Source organism: Bradyrhizobium sp. 31Argb (assembly GCF_043638955.1).
GTDB lineage: Bacteria > Pseudomonadota > Alphaproteobacteria > Rhizobiales > Xanthobacteraceae > Bradyrhizobium.
This window is the reverse complement of sequence record NZ_JBEGDB010000048.1, coordinates 21,544-40,462: the sequence shown is the minus strand read 5'-3', so window position 1 is coordinate 40,462 and position 18,919 is coordinate 21,544. Positions and strand designations below refer to the sequence as shown.

The following is an 18,919-nucleotide window of genomic DNA, read 5'->3' as shown; positions in this document are numbered from 1 at the left end:
GGCTTCCTCCTAAAAGAAAGCCTTGAATCACGTTCAATCTGATTTGAGAATCCCAAGAGTCCACACGGCCTAGCGGGGGTTCCCTCGAATTTTACCAAATCCGGGAAAGCCTTCTTGAACCCTTCGTTCTACTTTCACCAGTGGGGCTAGGGGACATTGATGTCTAAAATTAATTTCAACCGCCACCGCGCCAAACTCAAGAATCTTCTGGGTATCCGCGGGCGGCTGGCGCTGCTTGCGCTGTTGCTGGTGGCCCCCATGATGCTGGACCGCGTCCGCACCCTGGAGGATTCGCGGGCCAAGCAGATCGCACACGCCGCCGAGGAATTCGCCGCGCTCGCGGCACACAGCGCCGACGCCCAGCGCGAGGTCATCTCCTCGGTCGAGACGGTGCTGAAATCCGCCGCCTATATCCGCGCCTCTGCCGGCGGCATCGGCAAGAGTTGCGAGATCCTGCGCGCCAGCGTGCCCGTCAACATGCCCTGGATCCGCAGCCTGATGTTCCTCGGCAGCGACAATCGGATCCAGTGCTCGACCAATAACGCCTATGTCGGCATCGATCTCAGCGACCGGCCCTATGTGACCGAAGCCCGGGCGCGCCGGGAATTTGTCTTGAGCGATTTCATCGCGGCCCGCCCCACCGATACGCCGGTCGTGATGGCCGCTTACCCGGTGGCCGCCATCAACAGTGAAACCGACTCGGTGGTTCTTGCCGCGCTCAATCTGGACTGGATGTCCAGGATCATGAGCAATTACGGCGGACGTGCCGGCGTTTCCTCCGTCCTGGTTGACAGCGCCGGTACGGTTCTCGCGGCACCGCTGGATCAGGCAAGCATGATCGGCCGCTCGCTGGACACCCTGCCGCTGATGTCCGCGATCGCGGATAAAGCGCTTAGCTATGGGGAGTCCTCAGGCTCGATTTCCTTCACCGCGGCGGATGGCACGAACCGCACGATCAGCTTTGCCCGCATTCCGGGCACGCGCTCGCGGCTGATCGTCAGCATCGATGAAGCCAAGGTGACGGCGGCGATCGATCGCGATATCCGCACCGCCTATTTGCAGCTCGGCTTCGTCTGCCTGCTTGTGCTGTTCGGTGCGCTGGTCGGCGCGGAGAAATTGATCATCCATCCGATCGACGTGATGACCCGCACGGCCAAGCGTTTCGGCGAGGGCGACTGGTCCGTCCGCGTCGCAAAGAACAAGCTGCCGGCAGAGTTCGTGCCGCTGGCCCGCGCCTTCAATGCGATGGCTGCGCAGCTCAGCCAGCGCGAACGCGATCTCGTCGCGACCAACGATCGCCTGACGGTGATGGCCTCGATCGACATGCTCTCGGGGCTCGCCAATCGCCGGGGTTTGCAGAGCCGGCTCGATTTCGAGTGGATGAAGGCGCAGCAATATGATTGCGAGCTGTCGCTCCTGATGATCGATGTCGATCATTTCAAGCTCTACAACGACACCTACGGCCATCCCGAAGGCGACGCCTGCCTGACCAGGCTCGGCGAGACGCTCTCCGGCATCGCCGCCGATACGCTGGGCTTCGCCTGCCGCTATGGCGGCGAGGAATTCTGCCTGCTGCTGCCGAACACCGGTGCCACACGCGCAAAAGAGATCGGCGAGATCGTGCGCGCCACGGTGCAGGATCTCCGCCTGCCGCACGCAACCTCCAGCCACCAGATCGTCACCGCCAGCGTCGGCGTCGCCTGCACCAAGCCAAGCCCGGCGCTCCGCCCCGGCGACCTGATCGAAGCCGCCGACGCCGCCCTCTACGCCGCCAAACATCTCGGCCGCAACACCGTCGTCGAGCACGGCCTGGTGCGAGGCTCGGGGAGCGCGGCTGAGATGGCGATGGCGAGCTAACTTCGCTGCTGTCATTCCGGGGCGCGACGAAGTCGCGAGCTATGATGTGCAATTGCACATCAGAGAATCCATTGCGCCACCGGCGCGAGCGGAGACATGGATTCCGGGCTCATCGCTTCGCGATGCCCCGGAATGACGGCGGAGAAAAATTCACCAGCGATTCCAACCTGATTTGCCCCGTCCAGCCCTCGCACAAAAAACATTCCGCTTCCGCCGTCGGGCAAATCAGCACTATTAATCCGCGCGTCTCAGCGCGAATGAGGGGCGGCTCGCGATCGTCACGAACGTTGCGGTGAGATGCGGTGGACGTGAAGTGTGTGACTGACGAGCACGCGCATCACGGACGGCGAAGTCGTGTGGTCCTGGCGCCCCGACGCTGGCGCTAAGTTCGTAGAGATAATCTGCGGGCGACGGTGGCAAGAAAGCCCGGTCACCGGGGAGAGCACGAAGTAAGCCGTAAACCATCGCGCAGGGAAAGCCGGAATGCTTCGGTTGAACCTGTGGTCCTACCCCCCGTGCTTTTTGTTGCACGGGACCCACGGGTGCAACCAGCACCCGGCTTTCCCTGCGCCCTCTATTCGATGAGGGTGGAAAGTGAAGCAAAGCTCGGACGCAACGCGCCGCGAGAATGCGGATTCACATTCTCTCACCAACTCCACCGTCATGCCCCGCGCAGGCGGGGCATCCAGTAACCGGCGGCTTCTCGGCTCAAGCACTGCTGCCTCTGGAATACTGGATCGTCCGCCTTCGCGGACGATGACAGCGGGGAGCTGTTTGACATTTGAATCAGAAACCAAACCCACGTCGTCCCGGGCTTGACCCGGGGCCCATAACCACCGATCTGAGTTGTGGCGCGAGCAAGCGGCCCGAGTTTTCGCATCCCGAGCACCTGTGGCTATGGGTCCCGGGTCAAGCCCGGGACGACATCGAGAATGACGTGTAGAGCGGCGCACATGACCTATCTGCCCTTGCCGCGCGGCGAGCCCCAACCCGTTGACCCCGCAGCCAATTCTATGGCCTAGTCCGCCGTCTTCTAAACGGCCGAAAGGCCCCCAAGAGCCCTGCTCCATGACCTCCGAACGTTACAACGCCCGTGAATCCGAGCCGCGCTGGCAACGCCAGTGGGACGAGAAGGCGATCTTTGCGTCGAAAAACGACGATCCGCGGCCGAAATACTATGTGCTCGAGATGTTCCCGTACCCGTCCGGGCGCATTCATATCGGCCATGTCCGGAACTACACGCTCGGCGACGTGCTGGCCCGCTACATGCGCGCCAAGGGGCTCAACGTGCTGCATCCGATGGGCTGGGACGCATTCGGCCTGCCGGCGGAGAATGCGGCGATCGAGCGCAAGGTGGCGCCGAAGGCATGGACCTACGACAACATCGCGGCGATGAAGAAGCAGCTTCGCTCGATCGGCCTGTCGCTGGACTGGTCACGCGAGTTCGCGACCTGTGACCCCAGCTACTACAAGCATCAGCAGAAGATGTTCCTGGACTTCCTGCGCGCCGGCCTCGTCGAGCGCGAAAAGCGCAAGATCAACTGGGACCCGGTCGACATGACCGTGCTCGCCAACGAGCAGGTGATCGACGGCCGCGGCTGGCGCTCCGGCGCGGTCGTCGAGCAGCGCGAGATGAACCAGTGGGTCTTCAAGATCACGAAATATTCGCAGGAGCTGCTGGACGCGCTCGACGGGCTGGATCGCTGGCCCGACAAGGTGCGGCTGATGCAGCGCAACTGGATCGGCCGCTCCGAGGGCCTCTTGATCCGCTTCGCGCTGGATCGCACAACCACGCCGGACGGCGAGCGCGAATTGAAGATTTTCACGACGCGGCCGGACACGTTGTTCGGCGCCAAGTTCATGGCGATCTCGGCGGACCATCCGCTGGCGCAGGCTGCGGCGGCGAAGGATCCGAAGCTTGCCGAGTTCATCACTGAGGTCAAACGGATCGGCACCGCGCAGGAGGTCATCGACACCGCCGAGAAGCAGGGCTTTGACACCGGCATCCGGGCGATCCATCCGTTCGATCCGAACTGGAAATTGCCGGTCTATGTCGCGAACTTCGTGCTGATGGAATACGGCACCGGCGCCATCTTCGGCTGCCCGGCGCACGACCAGCGCGACCTCGACTTCGTCAACAAATACGACCTCGGCAACACGCCTGTTGTCTGTCCGGAGGGGCAGGATCCGAAGACGTTCGTGATCACGGACACCGCCTATGACGGCGACGGCCGCATGATCAATTCGCGCTTCCTCGACGGCATGACCATCGAGCAGGCGAAGGAAGAAGTTGCGAAGCGCTTGGAGAGCGAACTCCGTGGCAACGCGCCCGTCGGCGAGCGCCAGGTGAATTTCCGCCTGCGCGACTGGGGCATTTCGCGCCAGCGCTATTGGGGCTGCCCGATCCCGATCATCCACTGCCCCAAATGCGACGTCGTGCTCGTGCCCGACAGCGCGCTGCCGGTGACGCTGCCGGAGGATGCGACCTTCGACAAGCCGGGCAATGCGCTCGACCACCATCCGACCTGGAAGCATGTCACCTGTCCGCAATGCGGCGGGCCGGCACAGCGTGAGACCGATACCATGGACACCTTCGTGGATTCGTCCTGGTATTTCGCGCGCTTCACCGATCCCTGGAACGAGACCTCGCCGACCACGCCGGCCGTCACCAACCGGATGATGCCGGTCGATCAGTATATCGGTGGCGTCGAGCACGCGATCCTGCATCTGCTCTACAGCCGCTTCTTCACCCGCGCGATGAAGGCGACCGGCCACATCGCGATGGATGAGCCGTTCGCCGGCATGTTCACGCAGGGCATGGTGGTGCACGAGACCTACCAGAAGGCCGACGGCACCTTTGTGATGCCGGCGGACGTGAAGATCGAGGTCATCGGCGGCGACCGGCGCGCCACCACGATCGACACCGGCGAGGAGGTCACGATCGGCCCGATCGAGAAGATGTCGAAGTCCAAGAAGAATACGGTCGACCCCGACGACATCATCGCGACCTATGGCGCCGACGTCGCTCGCTGGTTCATGCTGTCGGACTCGCCGCCGGATCGCGACGTGATCTGGAGCGATGAGCGGGTGCAGGGCGCGGCGCGCTTCGTGCAGCGGCTGTGGCGGCTGGTGAATGAATCCGCAGAGGTCGCGAAGGGTACGCCGGCGGCCCGGCCTGCGTCATTCGGCCCCGAGGCGACCGCCTTGCGCAAGGCGGCCCATGGCGCGCTGGACAAGGTGTCCTCCGGGATCGAGCGGCTGCATTTCAATGTCTGCCTCGCCCATATCCGGGAATTCACCAATGCACTCGCCGAGACCCTGGCCAAGGGCGGCAAGCCTGCCCCCGACGTCGCCTGGGCGGTTCGGGAAGCCGCGGTCATCCTCGTTCAACTGTTCGCGCCCATGATGCCGCACCTCGCCGAGGAATGCTGGCAGGTTTTGGGCCAGGAAGGGCTGATTTCGGAGGCGTCCTGGCCCCAAATCGAACGCGATTTGCTGGTTGAAGACAGCGTGACCCTGGTCGTGCAGGTCAATGGCAAGAAGCGGGGTGATGTTACCGTGCCACGGGCGGCGGAAAATCCTGAGATCGAGGCTGCCGTTCTGGCGCTTGATGCGGTAAAAGCCGCCTTGGACGGCAAGCCCGTCCGCAAGGTGATCGTGGTGCCCATGAGGATCGTGAATGTCGTCGGCTAGGATCCGGATCGCTCTCCGGCTCGTCGCGGTGGCCGCTTTGGCCGCGGTGACGGCAGGTTGTTTCCAGCCGATGTATGCCGAGCATACCGACGGCACGCCGGCGTTGCGCGAGAAGCTGATGGGCGTCGAGCTCCCGCCGATCAGCGACAAGCCGAACGCGTCCCGCGAGGCCCGCATCGGCGTGGAAGTCCGCAATGCGCTGGCGTTCAAGCTCTATGGCAACGCCACCGGCATGCCGCCGACCCATCGACTGGTGATCCGGTTCACGACCAGCCGCTCCTCGCTGATGATCGATCCGAACACCGCGCTGCCGACCGGCGAGAATTTCGGCATCGACGCGCAATACAATCTGGTCGATATCGCCTCCAACAAGTCGGTGATGACGGGCTCCACCTTCTCGCGGGTGTCCTACGACATGCCGGGCTCCTACCAGCGCTTCACCCGCACGCGCGCCTTGCGCGACGCCGAAGATCGCGCCGCGCAGGAGATCGCGGACAACATCAATACCCGGCTGGCGTCCTTCTTCACCGCCGGGACCTGATCGCCGTTGGTCGCGCTCCGCGGAAAAGAAATCGACGCCTTCCTCGCCCGGCCCGATCCAGGCCGTCCGATCATCCTGCTCTACGGCCCCGACGCCGGCCTCGTGCGCGAGCGCGCCGATGCGCTGATGGCTTCCGCAGTCGATGACCCCAACGATCCGTTCTCTCTGGTCCGCCTCGACGGCGACGACCTTGCCGCCGAGCCTTCGCGATTGGTCGATGAAGCGATGACGGTGCCGCTGTTCGGCGGGCGGCGCGCGATCCGCGTCCGCGCCGGCTCGCGCAATTTTGCCAGCGGCGTCGAGACGCTCGCCGATTCGCCGGTGAAGGATTGCCGCATCGTGATCGAGGCCGGCGATATCAGGCCGGACTCGCCGCTGCGCAAGATCTGCGAGCGCGCCAAGAATGCGGTGGCGATCGGCTGCTATCCCGACACCGAGCGCGATCTCGCCAAGCTGATCGACGACGAACTGCGGGCCTCCGGCCTGCGCATCGCGTCCGACGCCCGCGCGGTGCTGATGTCGCTGCTCGGCGGCGACCGCCAGGCCTCTCGCAACGAAGTGCGCAAGCTCACGCTCTACGCCCATGGCAAAGGCGAGGTCACGCTCGAGGATGTGATGACGGTGGTCTCCGACGCATCCGAGCTGAAGCTCGATCCGATCGTGGACAGTGCCTTCGCCGGCAATGCCGCGGCAGTCGAGACCGAGTTCGCGAAAGCGATGGTCGCCGGCACCTATCCCGGCGTCATCATCGCAGCCGCGCAGCGCCAGGCGGCCTGGCTGCACAAATCAGCGCTGGCGATTGCCGATGGTGCGCCGGCCTCGTCGGTGCTGGAGGGCGGATTTCCGCGATTGCATTTCTCGCGGAAAGGCGCGGTCGAAATCGCACTCCGCAATCTCAGCCCGCAGCGGCTGGTCGGCATCATCGAGCAGCTCGGCACCGCGGCGCTCGACATGCGCAAGCAGAATGCGCTCGCCGCCGTAATCGCGCAACGCGCCCTGCTCTCGATCGCCGCGAATGCGCGGCCGCGGGGATGAGACACGACGCACCCCAAGGCGTCATTGCGAGCGAAGCGAAGCAATCCATCTCGCTACTTGCGGCAGCATGGATTGCTTCGTCGCTATCGCTCCTCGCAATGACGAGGCGGGACGAGCGTGGCTAAACTAACCGCCCTCGAGCCGGCGCATCACCTCGTCGAGCTGCTCGAGGCTGCGGTAGCTGATCTGCACGGTGCCGCCGGGGTCGCGATGGTTGACGCTGACGGTCAAGCCCAGCGCATCGGAGACGCGCTTCTCCAGCGCGAGCGTGTCGGGGTCCTTCTCCTTGCCGGCGCCGGCGCGCGCCTTCTGCGGCTTGCGCACCGGCACGCCCTCGTCATGCGCCAGCGCTTCGGCCTGGCGCACGTTGAGGCCTTCCGCGACGATGCGCTTGGCGGCGCTGACAGGATCGGGCACGCCGATCAGCGCGCGTGCATGCCCTGCCGTCAACTCGCCGCTCGCGATGAAGGCCTGCACCTCGGCGGGCAGCTTGGTCAGCCGCATCATGTTGGCGACATGGCTGCGGCTCTTGCCGACGTCCCGCGCGATATCTTCCTGGCTGCGTTTGAACTCGTTGGCGAGCGCGTGATAGCCCTGCGCCTCTTCCATCGGGTTGAGGTCTTCGCGCTGCACGTTCTCGATGATCATCATCTCGAGCGCGTCGCTATCGCTGACCTCGATCGGGACGATCGGGACCTCATGCAGGCCGGCGAGCTGGGAGGCGCGCCAGCGCCGCTCGCCGGCGATGATCTCGTAGCGGTCCTGCGCGCCCTTGACCGGCCGCACCACGATCGGCTGGATCACGCCTCGCTGCTTGATCGAATCGGCGAGCTCACGGAGCTCGGCATCGGCAAAACTGCGGCGCGGATTGCGCGGATTGGCCTTGAGGAATTCGATCGGCACCTTGCGCTGCGTGCGCGGCCGCTCGACATGCGCGGCCTCACCGCCGACGTCTCCGATCAGACTTGCAAGCCCACGGCCCAGTCGCGAACGCGCTTCGTCGGCCATTGTCGCCAGCTCCCTTGGATTCACGTAGCAAACTCCGAAAACAGAATCTTGGATCGTAGGGTGGGCAAGGCGAAGCGTGCCCACCAGGCGGCGTGGAGGAAGATGGCGGGCACGGCGAAGACGCCTTTGCCCACCCTACCCTCGTCAATCCGCGCGCAACTCGCGTTCGCGCTGGATCACTTCGGTGGCGAGCTTGAGGTAGGCTTCGCTGCCGACGCATTTGAGGTCGTAGACCAGCACCGGCTTGCCGTAGGACGGCGCTTCGGAGATGCGCACGTTGCGCGGGATCATGGTGTTGTAGACCTTGCTGCCCATGAACTGCCGGACGTCGGCAACGACCTGGTTCGACAGGTTGTTGCGGGAATCGAACATCGTCAGCACGATGCCGTGGATCGACAGGTTCGGATTGAGCGTCGAGCGCACCTGCTCGACCGTCTGCAAGAGCTGCGACAAACCTTCGAGCGCGAAGAACTCGCACTGCAGCGGCACCAGGATCGCGTCCGACGCCGCCATCGCATTCACGGTCAGCAGGTTGAGCGACGGCGGGCAATCGATCAGCACATAGGTGTAGTCGGCATCCGGCGAGGTGTTGTTGTTGAGCCCGGCGATCGCGTCGCGCAGACGGAACGCGCGGCCCGGCGTCGTGCCAAGTTCGAGCTCGAGACCGGAGAGATCCATGGTGGAAGGAGCGATGTGAAGTCGCGGCACCGCGGTCGCCACTACCGCCTCGCGCAGCGGTGCCTCGCCGATCAGAACGTCATAGGTCGAGCAGCCCCGATTGCGCCGGTCGATGCCGAGCCCGGTCGATGCATTGCCCTGCGGGTCGAGATCGACAACCAGGACCCGCTCGCCGATGGCCGCGAGTGCAGTCCCAAGATTGATCGCTGTGGTTGTCTTACCGACGCCCCCTTTTTGGTTGGCGAGCGACAAAATGCGCGGATGGCCGGCTGGTTGTGGCGGCCTATCCTCTTGATAAACCTCATCAATTACGGTCATATCGTTGCCCTGCTGATCCCCTGCGTGAAGCTCAACGTCGCCCAATGGAGTCGAGCTCGACAATCCAGCCGTGCCCGCCGGTTCGGCTGGGATGAAGTTGCGGCTTAATTGTCCAATATTTAGTGGCTTCGGTCAATTCAGCCCCTACATCTTGGCCCTTGAGAAACAGCGCTTTTGCACCCTTTCGCACAAGCGGTTCCGCGAAGCCGATGAGCTGATGTAGCGGAGCCAGCGCCCGCGCGGTCACGCAATCGATGGGCCCGCTGATTCTTTCCACAATATCCCCGATGTCAGCCAGATGCACCGTCCCCGGCGCATCAGTCACGCGCAACGCTTCGCGAAGAAAGGCCGCTTTCTTGGCGTTGCGCTCAACCAGATGGACGGAGGTGCCAGGCGTATGTGCGCGCGCGCAGGCGAGCACAACACCGGGAAAGCCGCCCCCGCTGCCGAGGTCGACCCAGACCTTGGCCGTTGGAGCGAGGTCAAGCAATTGCAGCGAATCAGCGATGTGACGGGTCCAGAGTTCGGGCAGCGTCGATGGCGCGACGAGATTGGTCTTGGCCTGCCACTCCAGGAGAAGCGCGACGTAGCGATCGAGGCGGGCTTCCGTTTCACGTGAAACGGGGGTGAGGGTGAGTGCCGCCGTCTTATCGGCAACCGCGCTCCGTTGTGCTGTATTCGGCGGTGCTTTGATCATCGGTTCGGGAGTGCCAGTCTGGAAGCAAGCCATCATTGCGAGCAAAGCGAAGCAATCCACTGATTCGATCCGCGAGGGAAGATGTGGATTGCTTCGCTGCGCTCGCAATGACGACGGCGTTGGAGGACCGCGCCTGTTTCACGTGAAACGCCTACGCCGTCGCCTTCGCCATCTTCCGCCGTGCCTCACGGCGCAGATAGGCGGCCAGGATGCCCAGCGCCGCCGGGGTCATTCCGTCGATCCGTCCTGCCTGACCGACGGTCCGCGGCCGCGCAGCCTTCAGCTTGGCGCGCGCCTCATTGGAGAGGCCGGGTACGTCATCATAGTCGACGCCGGTCAAGACAAGTCCCTCGTCGCGGCGGAAAGCGTCGACATCGGCGATCTGGCGCTTGAGATAGACATCGTATTTCGCGTCGATCTCCAGGTGGACGGCAATCGATGGATCAATGGCCGACAGCTCCGGCCAGATGCCGCGGAGCGTCGACCACTCCACTTCGGGGTAGGAGAGCAGTTCAAAGGCGGAGCGACGGACGCCATCGCGGTTCAGCGCGAGCCCGTGTTTCGTGGCCTCGTTGGGTGTGATGGAAAGCGATCTGGCCAGCGCCTTGGCAGCATTCAGCGCCGCCATCTTCGCGGCGTGGCGCCTGGAGCGAGCCTGGCCGACGCACCCCAACGCAATCCCTTTATCCGTCAGCCGCTGATCGGCGTTGTCGGCCCGCAGCGTCAGCCGGTATTCGGCCCGGGAGGTGAACATCCGATAAGGTTCGGTGATCCCGCGCGTGACGAGGTCATCGATCATCACACCGAGATAGCCGTCAGCGCGGTCGAAAACAATCGGATCGGTGCCGCCGGCAGAGAGCGCCGCATTCAAGCCGGCGACAACCCCCTGCCCCGCGGCTTCCTCATATCCGGTTGTGCCATTGATCTGACCAGCCAGGAACAGGCCTGGCAATCGCTTGGTCTCAAGTGTCGGCTCGAGCTCGCGCGGATCGACATGGTCGTACTCGATCGCATAGCCCGGCCGGATCATCCTGACCTGCTCGAGACCCGGAATGGAAGCGAGGATCGCCTGCTGAACCTCCTCCGGGAGCGAGGTCGAGATACCGTTGGGATAAACGGTGTTGTCGTCGAGGCCTTCGGGCTCCAGAAAGATCTGGTGGCCATCGCGGTCCCCAAAGCGGACAATCTTGTCCTCGATCGAGGGGCAATAGCGCGGCCCGGTGCTCTTGATCTGCCCGGAATACATCGGTGATCGGTGCACATTGGCCCGGATCACCTCATGCGTGCTGGGTGTGGTGCGGGTGATCCCGCACTGGATCTGCGGCGTGGTGATCCGATCCGTCATGATGGAGAACGGCTCAGGCGGATCATCGCCGGGCTGCATCTCGACCGCAGACCAGTCGATCGTGGTGCCATCCAGGCGCGGTGGCGTCCCGGTCTTCAAACGGCCAAGCGTAAAGCCCAGGCGCTCGAACGAGGCCGAAAGCCCCATGGCCGGCGCCTCGCCGACGCGGCCGGCCGGCCAATTCTTCTCGCCGAGATGGATCAAGCCGCGCAGGAAGGTGCCAGTCGTGATCACGACGGCGCCGGCAGACAGGACCCGTCCGTCCCCAAGGCGGATGCCGCTGATACGCCCATTGGAGGTCAGAAGATCATCCGCCTCACCCTCCACCACGCTCAGGTTGGCGGTTTCGAGGATCGCGGCCTGCATGGCAGCGGCATAGAGCTTCCGGTCTGCCTGAGCACGAGGCCCGCGGACGGCAGGGCCCTTGCGACGGTTCAGCATCCGAAACTGAATGCCGCCGGCATCAGCGACCCGACCCATCAGACCGTCCAACGCGTCAACTTCGCGGACCAAATGGCCCTTGCCGAGGCCCCCAATCGCGGGATTGCAGGACATCGCGCCAATGGTCGAAAAACGGTGCGTCACCAGAGCCGTCTTCGCGCCCATCCGGGCGGCCGCGCTGGCGGCCTCGCAGCCGGCATGGCCGCCACCGATGACGATGACGTCGAATGAAAGCGATTGGGTAGACATGCGCGAACTTCTAGCGCGGAGCGGTGAAAGTCGAAAGACAAGTTTCAACGATCTGATCTGGCGCTGTTTCACGTGAAACAAGGTGCGAGTCTTGGCTCACGGTCCCATGTGAGCCCCGCCGGCTGTTTCACGTGAAACAGCGACCCGCCCTTTTCACTGACTCAGGGGCCTACTGATCCAGCGGCCTACTTCCCGACGCAGAACTCTCGAAAGATCACGTCGAGGATGTCCTCAACGTCCACACGGCCGAGAAGCCGTCCAAGGCTATAGGAGGCCGCCCGCAGCTCCTCCGCGGCCAGTTCTTCGCCCGCCCCGACCACGTCGATCGCCCGACGCAACGAGTCGGCCGTCTCCTGCAAGAGCTTGCGCTGACGCGTCCGGGTAATTAGACCGCCTTCACCCGATCCGAAATAGTCGTGCGCAAAGCCAACGAGGGCTGTGATCAGTTCCGGACTGCCGTCCCCATTCCGAGCCGAGATCCTGAAGGAGGCGGACGCAGATCCAGATCCCGACAGTCCGGAGGTCGAAGCATCCAGATCGATCTTGTTACGCACCAGCCAAACCGGCACCGATCCTTGATGTGAAATCGCCGCGCTCGTCCGGTCGGTGAGCCACAATACCAGGTCGGCCTCCTCGGCGCGGGCACGGGCGCGGCGCACCCCTTCCTGCTCGACCGGATCGTCGGTCTCGCGGATCCCCGCGGTGTCGATCACCGTCACCGGGTAGCCGTCGAGATCGAGCTGCACTTCAATGACGTCGCGCGTGGTGCCGGCGTGCGGCGAGACGATGGCGACGTCGCGCCGCGCAAGCTGGTTGATCAGGGTCGACTTGCCGACATTCGGGGGGCCCGCGATTGCGACCACCAGGCCATCGCGGAGTCGTTCGCTCTGCGCCTGGGCCGCCAGCACCTGCTGAATTTCAGTCAGTAGCGCTTTGACCTTCCTGAGCGCCGGCGCGATCAATTCCGCCGGCACATCGCCCTCGTCGGAAAAATCGATACCGGCCTCGATCAGCGCCGACGCCTCGATGATCTCAGCGCGCCAGTCGCGTGCGCGATCGCCGAGCAGCCCCTTCAACTGGCGCAGCGCCTGGCAACGCTGCCGGTCCGTGTCGGCATGAATAAGGTCGTCGAGACCCTCGGCCTCGGTCAGATCGAGCTTGCCGTTCTCGAATGCGCGGCGGGTGAATTCGCCAGCCTCGGCGGGCCTAATGCCATCAACCCCAGCTATCGCATTGAACACCGCGCCGAGCACAGCCCGCCCGCCATGGACATGAAATTCGGTGACGTCCTCGCCCGTGGCGCTCGCGGGCGCGGGAAACCAGAGGACCACCGCATCGTCGATCGGCTGGCCGGCCGCATCCTGCAGCAGTGCTCTGGTCGCCATCCGCGCCGACGGAATCCTGCCGGCCAACTTCACCAATACCGGACCGGCTTGCGGCCCCGACACCCTGACGATGGCGATCGCACTTGGCGGCCGCCCCGAGGAAAGCGCAAAGATGGTCTGGTCTCGCGGATGCATCGCGTATTTGTTAGCGAACGGCCGGGAAAGCAACGCACAATTCGCGCGCTTGATTGTTCGCGCTTTTGCTGCGGTGCAACAAACAGTCTCTCTTGTTGTAGCAATTGTGCAGCAATCTGCTGCGACACCCGCGCCGCAAACCTGCCAGCAGGTCCGCCCGTCGAAGAAATATAGGACTTGTCAGATACTTAGATGACAGGAAATTTTGGGCAAACAAACACCCGCTTATGCTGCAGCCGTGCCGCAGCATAAGCGGGTTTATTGCGTCGCAACGTAAGCGGGCCAACCGGCCGCCGCTTACGTGTTCATCGAATCGAAGAACTCGGAGTTGCTCTTGGTGTTCCGGAGCTTGTCGAGCAGGAAGTCGATGGCGTCCATCGTGCCCATCGGATTAAGGATCCGGCGCAGCACGTACATCTTCTTCAGGAGCTGCGGATCGGTGATCAGCTCTTCCTTGCGCGTGCCGGAGCGGGAAATGTCGATCGCGGGGAAGGTCCGCTTGTCCGAGACCTTGCGGTCGAGGATCAATTCGGAGTTACCGGTGCCCTTGAACTCTTCGAAGATCACTTCGTCCATGCGGCTTCCGGTATCGACCAGCGCGGTGGCGATGATGGTGAGCGAGCCGCCCTCCTCGATATTGCGGGCCGCACCGAAGAAGCGCTTCGGCCGCTGCAGGGCGTTGGCGTCGACACCGCCGGTCAGCACCTTGCCGGATGACGGCACCACCGTGTTGTAGGCGCGGCCCAGGCGCGTAATCGAGTCGAGCAGGATCACCACGTCGCGGCCATGCTCGACCAGGCGCTTGGCCTTCTCGATCACCATTTCTGCCACCTGGACGTGACGCACGGCCGGCTCGTCGAAGGTCGAGGACACCACCTCACCCTTCACCGATCGCTGCATGTCGGTGACTTCTTCCGGACGCTCGTCGATCAGAAGCACGATCAGATAGCATTCGGGATGATTGTGCGTGATCGAATGCGCGATGTTCTGCATCAGCACGGTCTTACCCGTGCGCGGCGGCGCCACGATCAAGGCGCGCTGGCCCTTGCCGATCGGCGCAACGATGTCGATCACCCTTGCAGAAAGGTCTTTTCGCGTCGGGTCATCGATTTCCATCCGAAACCGCTGATTGGGAAACAGCGGCGTCAGGTTGTCGAAATTGACCTTGTGCTTGGACTTCTCTGGGTCCTCGAAATTGAGCGAATTGACCTTCAGCAGTGCAAAATAGCGCTCGCCCTCTTTCGGGCTGCGGATGTGGCCTTCGATCGTATCGCCGGTGCGCAGGCCGAAGCGGCGGATCTGCGAGGGCGAGACGTAGATGTCGTCAGGGCCCGGCAGATAATTGGCATCGGGCGAACGGAGGAAGCCGAAACCATCGGACAAGACCTCGACGACGCCTTCGCCGATAATGTCGGTTTCCTGGATCGCGAGCTGTTTGAGAATGGCGAACATCAGCTCCTGCTTACGCATGGTGCTGGCGTTTTCGACCCCATTTTCCTCGGCAAACGAGACAAGCTCGGCCGGCGTCTTGGACTTGAGGTCTTGAAGTTTGATTTCCCGCATGGGGGTGGTCCTGTGGAGCATTTTTTGAGAAGGGTCTTGCGAGGTGGCTTTGAGAAAAAGCGGACGCAAAAATGAAGGTCCGCAGGTCTAAGCAAGGAAAGCGCCGGTGGGGCTTCAAACCTGATGTGGCGGCCGGCCCGTTGATGGAACCGGAACGCGATCACATCCGCCTGCGTGGGGTGGGATTGAGACAAATATAGAAAATCGGTTTGCGCTCCGCAAGAAGGACTGAAGCCTGATTCGTGGGCAATGAGCCTGCCTAGAACGGCTTGACCACCACCAGGATCACGATGCCGATCATCAGGACCGTCGGCACCTCATTGATAATCCGATAGAATTTCTGACTTCGGGTATTCCGGTCGGCGGCAAAATCCTTCATCCAGCGGGCAAAAAATCCGTGGACGCCGGAGAGCACGAGCACCAGCAGAAGCTTGCCGTGAAGCCAGCCGGAGCTGAACCAGTGACCAGCCCAGGCCAGATAGAGGCCCGCGAGCCAGGTGATGATCATCGCCGGATTGATGATCGCCCTCAGAAGGCGCCGTTCCATCACCTTGAAGGTCTCGGACTGCTTCGAGCCCTTCTCGGCCTCGCAATGATAGACGAACAGCCGCGGCAGATAGAGCATGCCGGCCATCCAGGAGATGACCGCAATGATGTGCAGCGCCTTGATCCACTCGTAGATCCACCCTTGCATCGTGATCGCTGTGCTCCTGGAACATCTCGGACAGTCTCATCGTTCTCTGAGAAGGCCTGCCAGCGAGGTCACCGATACATATCCGCAAGCACCGCTCTCTTAAAACTAATAAATTTTAGAATCTTAGGTTTGAGTCTAAGTGGCCGTGGATTTGACTCACGCAACGCGATCCCTCCGTTCTCGAGCGCTTGTTCACACCGCTCAACAATTCCGCCCCTATCGTCGCGCAGCGAAATATCGTCCGGTGCCTCAAGTGCTTGCAGTGTTCCTTGGCCAGCTTATCAAGAGACAAATTCACATATTCTCACTATCATCCCACCGGCACGGCGGACTTGTCCTCGCAGGAGGCGCTGTGAAGAAAAGGTTTAGATATCCCTAAGGCGGCGATCTCGGCTGAATAGTTGTAGGCAACCTCCACAGGGATTCACAGGATAGACAGAGGTTCTGGTGCCCACATCAGGCAATTACTTTCACCTGCATCTGGTGTCGGACTCAACCGGCGAGACGCTGATCACAGTGGCGCGCGCGGTGGCCGCGCAATACGCCAATGTCTCTCCGGTCGAACACGTTTATCCGCTGGTGCGCAGCCAGAAGCAGCTCGACCGCGTGCTCGATGAAATCGAAGAGTCGCCCGGGATCGTGCTGTTCACGCTGCTCGAGAAAGATCTCGTCAGCCGGCTGGAAGCCAAATGCAGGGAGATCAACGTTCCGAGCCTGTCGATCATTGGCCCGGTGATGCAGTTGTTCGAGGCGTATCTGGGTGCGGCGACCTCGGGTCGTGTCGGCGCGCAGCACGTACTGAACGCGGAATATTTCAAGCGCATCGATGCGCTGAACTACACGATGATGCATGACGACGGCCAGCATGTCGAAGGCCTGGAGGAGGCCGACGTTGTGCTGGTCGGAGTATCCCGCACCTCGAAAACGCCGACGTCGATCTATCTCGCCAACCGCGGCATCCGCACCGCGAATGTCCCACTCGTGCCGGGCATTCCGCTGCCGCATCAACTGGAGCACCTCAAGAAGCCGCTAGTGGTCAGCCTCCATGCGACGCCGGAGCGCCTGATCCAGGTCCGGCAAAACCGGCTCTTGAGCATGGGCGCTGCTTCCGGCAACGACGAATATATCGACAGGCAGGCGGTCGCCGATGAAGTCGCGTTCGCGCGCCGTCTGAGCGCAAAATTCAACTGGGCGCTGCTGGATGTCACGCGACGCTCGATCGAGGAGACCGCCGCAGCGGTGATGAAACTCTATAACGACCGCCAGCGGCAGCGGCCGTGGCCGCCGGAGTGATTCGGCGACCATGACGATCTGGCGCGGAAAAGATCCGCTGATTCTTGCCTCGCAGAGCCGTGCGCGAAAGATGCTGCTGGCCAATGCGGGGATCGAGTTCGAGGCTCTTCCGGCGGATATCGACGAACGGGCGATCCAGGAAAATTCAGGCCTTTCGGCGCCGGCGGAAATTGCGTCGCTGCTGGCGCGCGAAAAGGCCTTGTTTGTTTCCTTGCAGCGGCCGGGACGATTCGTCGTCGGCGCCGACCAGACGCTGGCGCTCGGCGATCGATTGTTCAGTAAACCTGCCGGCCGCGTTCAGGCGGCCGAACAATTGCGTGCGCTCGCGGGTCGGGTTCACGAATTGCATTCCGCCGTTGCCGTCGCCCAAGACGGTAAAATACTGTTTGCCGACATCAGCGTGGCGCGCATGTCGATGCGCCCGCTTCGCGAGGACGGGATCAACGCCTATCTGGGCCAGGCCGGCGAGGCCGTGACCACCAGCGTTGGCGCCTATCAGCTCGAGGGCCTCGGGGTACACCTGTTCGAGCGCATCGACGGCGACCATTTCACCATCCTCGGCCTGCCGCTATTGTCGTTGCTAGCCTTCCTGCGCAGCGAGAATTTGCTGGCAATCTGACATGTTTCCGAGTGATGACTGAAAGATGCTGATACTAGGACTGACCGGCTCGATCGGGATGGGGAAATCCACCACCGGGAAACTGTTCGCGGAAGCCGGCGTTCCCGTCTATGACGCCGACGCGACCGTGCACAAACTCTACGAAGGCGAAGCGGGGCCGGCGATCGAAGCCGCTTTCCCGGGCACCACCGCTGATGGCAAGGTGGATCGCGCAAAGCTTTCCGCGCGCGTGGTCCACGATCCCGCGGCCATGAAGCGGTTGGAGCAGATCGTCCACCCGATGCTCGGCGCCTCCCGGCAGAGATTCTTTGCGGATGCGGAAGCCTCCGGTGCGCCCGTCGTGGTCGTCGACGTGCCGCTGCTGTTCGAGACCGGCGGAGAGAAAAGGGTCGATGCGGTGGTCGTCGTGACGACCTCCCCGGAAATACAGCGCGAGCGCGTTCTGGCACGGGGCACGATGGACGACGAAAAGCTCGATGCGATCCTGGCGCGACAACTGCCCGATGCCGAGAAACGCAAGCGGGCGGATTTCGTGGTGGATACCTCACACGGCCTTGATCCCGTGCGCGCGCAAATCAAGGACATTCTGGCTGAGGTCGTTAAGATGCCGAAGCGGCGAATCTGATTCGCTGGGTATTCTCCGGTCCTAAAAAGTCCATGCGCGAAATCGTTCTCGATACCGAAACCACCGGCCTTGATCCCTTGCGCGGCGATCGGCTTGTCGAGATTGGTTGCATCGAGATCTTCAACCGCATGCCGACCGGCCAAGCCTACCACGTCTACATCAATCCCGAACGGGACATGCCGGCGGAGGCCTTTGCCGTTCACGGCCTCTCGACCGAATTCTTGGCCAGCAAGCCGGTGTTCACCGAAGTGGTCGACGAATTCCTGGCGTTCATCGCCGACACCCCGCTGGTGATCCACAACGCCTCGTTCGACATCAGCTTCATCAATGCCGAACTCGATCGAATCAAGCGGCCGGTGATCGCCAAGGAGCGGCTGGTCGACACCCTGCTGCTGGCGCGCCGGAAACATCCGGGCGTGTCGAACCGGCTCGACGATCTCTGCTCGCGCTATTCGATCGATAATTCCCGCCGCACCAAGCACGGCGCGCTTCTCGATGCCGAGCTCCTGGCGGAGGTTTATGTCGACCTGATCGGGGCGCGGCAGTCGCAACTCATCCTGGCCTCGGAAGCCGCGATCACCCAGGTTGGCCATGGCGATATGCCGCGGCGGCAGCGCGAGATTCCGCTGGCGCCGCGAGTGACCGCCGCGGAGCGCGAGGCACACCGCGCCTTCATCGCGACCTTCGGCGACAAGCCGATCTGGAACGATTACCTACCGGCGGCGGCCAAAGCCGCCGCTTAA

The 18,919-nt window shown here is 62.9% G+C and carries 16 protein-coding genes; 8 read left to right on the top strand and 8 right to left on the bottom strand.

From position 1 onward, the window contains the following. Nucleotides 1–159: 159 nt before the first annotated feature. Nucleotides 160–1,857: a diguanylate cyclase domain-containing protein gene (locus AAFX91_RS12545; RefSeq protein ID WP_130581785.1), complete on the top strand. Its 1,698-nt coding sequence runs from the start codon at nucleotides 160–162 to the stop codon at nucleotides 1,855–1,857. 59 nt (nucleotides 1,858–1,916) lie between these two features. Here the strand turns inward: AAFX91_RS12545 and AAFX91_RS12540 are convergent, their stop codons facing one another. Continuing rightward, complete coding sequence (locus AAFX91_RS12540; protein ID WP_165421370.1) at nucleotides 1,917–2,060, bottom strand: hypothetical protein; 144 nt, start codon at nucleotides 2,058–2,060, stop codon at nucleotides 1,917–1,919. 865 nt (nucleotides 2,061–2,925) lie between these two features. Here AAFX91_RS12540 and leuS point away from each other — a divergent pair. The 3 genes from leuS to holA are packed head-to-tail and all read left to right on the top strand — an operon-like array spanning nucleotide 2,926 to nucleotide 7,126. Further along, complete coding sequence (leuS, locus tag AAFX91_RS12535) at nucleotides 2,926–5,550, top strand: leucine--tRNA ligase (RefSeq protein ID WP_394566669.1); 2,625 nt, start codon at nucleotides 2,926–2,928, stop codon at nucleotides 5,548–5,550. Next, the gene (lptE, locus tag AAFX91_RS12530; protein WP_282531429.1) at nucleotides 5,537–6,091 is read left to right on the top strand and encodes an LPS assembly lipoprotein LptE; all 555 of its coding nucleotides are present in this window, start codon (nucleotides 5,537–5,539) and stop codon (nucleotides 6,089–6,091) included. The genes leuS and lptE overlap by 14 nt, the downstream gene beginning before the upstream one ends. A 6-nt stretch (nucleotides 6,092–6,097) precedes the next feature. Continuing rightward, complete coding sequence (gene holA, locus AAFX91_RS12525; protein ID WP_394566668.1) at nucleotides 6,098–7,126, top strand: DNA polymerase III subunit delta; 1,029 nt, start codon at nucleotides 6,098–6,100, stop codon at nucleotides 7,124–7,126. Nucleotides 7,127–7,252: 126 nt separating this feature from the next. Here holA and AAFX91_RS12520 read toward each other — a convergent pair whose 3' ends face one another. From AAFX91_RS12520 to hemJ, 7 genes are all read right to left on the bottom strand, one after another. Next, nucleotides 7,253–8,134 (bottom strand): ParB/RepB/Spo0J family partition protein, encoded by an 882-nt coding sequence (locus tag AAFX91_RS12520; RefSeq protein WP_165421339.1) that lies wholly within the window; start codon nucleotides 8,132–8,134, stop codon nucleotides 7,253–7,255. Between the two features lie 144 nt (nucleotides 8,135–8,278). Then, nucleotides 8,279–9,130 carry a ParA family protein gene (locus tag AAFX91_RS12515; RefSeq protein ID WP_130581419.1) on the bottom strand — a complete coding sequence of 284 codons (852 nt, stop codon included), beginning with the start codon at nucleotides 9,128–9,130 and terminating at the stop codon, nucleotides 8,279–8,281. Between the two features lie 31 nt (nucleotides 9,131–9,161). Further along, nucleotides 9,162–9,827, bottom strand: coding sequence for a 16S rRNA (guanine(527)-N(7))-methyltransferase RsmG (rsmG, locus tag AAFX91_RS12510; protein WP_394566666.1), 666 nt, complete (start codon nucleotides 9,825–9,827; stop codon nucleotides 9,162–9,164). Between the two features lie 151 nt (nucleotides 9,828–9,978). Next, nucleotides 9,979–11,862, bottom strand: a complete 1,884-nt coding sequence (gene mnmG / locus AAFX91_RS12505) for a tRNA uridine-5-carboxymethylaminomethyl(34) synthesis enzyme MnmG (protein WP_394566664.1) — start codon at nucleotides 11,860–11,862, stop codon at nucleotides 9,979–9,981. Nucleotides 11,863–12,047: 185 nt separating this feature from the next. Beyond that, complete coding sequence (gene mnmE, locus AAFX91_RS12500) at nucleotides 12,048–13,382, bottom strand: tRNA uridine-5-carboxymethylaminomethyl(34) synthesis GTPase MnmE (RefSeq protein ID WP_394566662.1); 1,335 nt, start codon at nucleotides 13,380–13,382, stop codon at nucleotides 12,048–12,050. A gap of 297 nt (nucleotides 13,383–13,679) precedes the next feature. After that, nucleotides 13,680–14,945, bottom strand: a complete 1,266-nt coding sequence (gene rho, locus AAFX91_RS12495; protein WP_130225505.1) for a transcription termination factor Rho — start codon at nucleotides 14,943–14,945, stop codon at nucleotides 13,680–13,682. Between the two features lie 259 nt (nucleotides 14,946–15,204). After that, nucleotides 15,205–15,627 (bottom strand): protoporphyrinogen oxidase HemJ, encoded by a 423-nt coding sequence (gene hemJ, locus AAFX91_RS12490; protein ID WP_130581424.1) that lies wholly within the window; start codon nucleotides 15,625–15,627, stop codon nucleotides 15,205–15,207. Between the two features lie 459 nt (nucleotides 15,628–16,086). Here hemJ and AAFX91_RS12485 point away from each other — a divergent pair, with 459 nt between their 5' ends. Genes AAFX91_RS12485 through dnaQ form a run of 4 tightly spaced genes read left to right on the top strand, consistent with a single transcriptional unit; the run spans nucleotide 16,087 to nucleotide 18,919 of the window. Continuing rightward, on the top strand, nucleotides 16,087–16,932 hold the full coding sequence (locus AAFX91_RS12485) for a pyruvate, water dikinase regulatory protein (RefSeq protein ID WP_130581417.1): 846 nt from the start codon (nucleotides 16,087–16,089) through the stop codon (nucleotides 16,930–16,932). 10 nt (nucleotides 16,933–16,942) lie between these two features. Then, nucleotides 16,943–17,551 carry a Maf family protein gene (locus tag AAFX91_RS12480; RefSeq protein ID WP_130581416.1) on the top strand — a complete coding sequence of 203 codons (609 nt, stop codon included), beginning with the start codon at nucleotides 16,943–16,945 and terminating at the stop codon, nucleotides 17,549–17,551. 25 nt (nucleotides 17,552–17,576) lie between these two features. Further along, nucleotides 17,577–18,176 (top strand): dephospho-CoA kinase, encoded by a 600-nt coding sequence (gene coaE / locus AAFX91_RS12475; RefSeq protein ID WP_130581415.1) that lies wholly within the window; start codon nucleotides 17,577–17,579, stop codon nucleotides 18,174–18,176. A 32-nt stretch (nucleotides 18,177–18,208) separates the two neighbouring features. Further along, on the top strand, nucleotides 18,209–18,919 hold the full coding sequence (dnaQ, locus tag AAFX91_RS12470) for a DNA polymerase III subunit epsilon (protein ID WP_394566659.1): 711 nt from the start codon (nucleotides 18,209–18,211) through the stop codon (nucleotides 18,917–18,919).

Excerpts from the sequence above, each read along its gene's own strand:
- AAFX91_RS12545 (WP_130581785.1), top strand. The coding sequence starts at position 160 with ATGTCTAAAATTAATTTCAACCGCCACCGCGCCAAACTCAAGAATCTT.
- AAFX91_RS12540 (WP_165421370.1), bottom strand. The coding sequence starts at position 2,060 with ATGTTTTTTGTGCGAGGGCTGGACGGGGCAAATCAGGTTGGAATCGCT.
- leuS (WP_394566669.1), top strand. The coding sequence starts at position 2,926 with ATGACCTCCGAACGTTACAACGCCCGTGAATCCGAGCCGCGCTGGCAA.
- lptE (WP_282531429.1), top strand. The coding sequence starts at position 5,537 with ATGTCGTCGGCTAGGATCCGGATCGCTCTCCGGCTCGTCGCGGTGGCC.
- AAFX91_RS12520 (WP_165421339.1), bottom strand. The coding sequence starts at position 8,134 with ATGGCCGACGAAGCGCGTTCGCGACTGGGCCGTGGGCTTGCAAGTCTG.
- AAFX91_RS12515 (WP_130581419.1), bottom strand. The coding sequence starts at position 9,130 with ATGACCGTAATTGATGAGGTTTATCAAGAGGATAGGCCGCCACAACCA.
- rsmG (WP_394566666.1), bottom strand. The coding sequence starts at position 9,827 with ATGATCAAAGCACCGCCGAATACAGCACAACGGAGCGCGGTTGCCGAT.
- mnmG (WP_394566664.1), bottom strand. The coding sequence starts at position 11,862 with ATGTCTACCCAATCGCTTTCATTCGACGTCATCGTCATCGGTGGCGGC.
- mnmE (WP_394566662.1), bottom strand. The coding sequence starts at position 13,382 with ATGCATCCGCGAGACCAGACCATCTTTGCGCTTTCCTCGGGGCGGCCG.
- rho (WP_130225505.1), bottom strand. The coding sequence starts at position 14,945 with ATGCGGGAAATCAAACTTCAAGACCTCAAGTCCAAGACGCCGGCCGAG.
- AAFX91_RS12480 (WP_130581416.1), top strand. The coding sequence starts at position 16,943 with ATGACGATCTGGCGCGGAAAAGATCCGCTGATTCTTGCCTCGCAGAGC.
- coaE (WP_130581415.1), top strand. The coding sequence starts at position 17,577 with ATGCTGATACTAGGACTGACCGGCTCGATCGGGATGGGGAAATCCACC.
- dnaQ (WP_394566659.1), top strand. The coding sequence starts at position 18,209 with ATGCGCGAAATCGTTCTCGATACCGAAACCACCGGCCTTGATCCCTTG.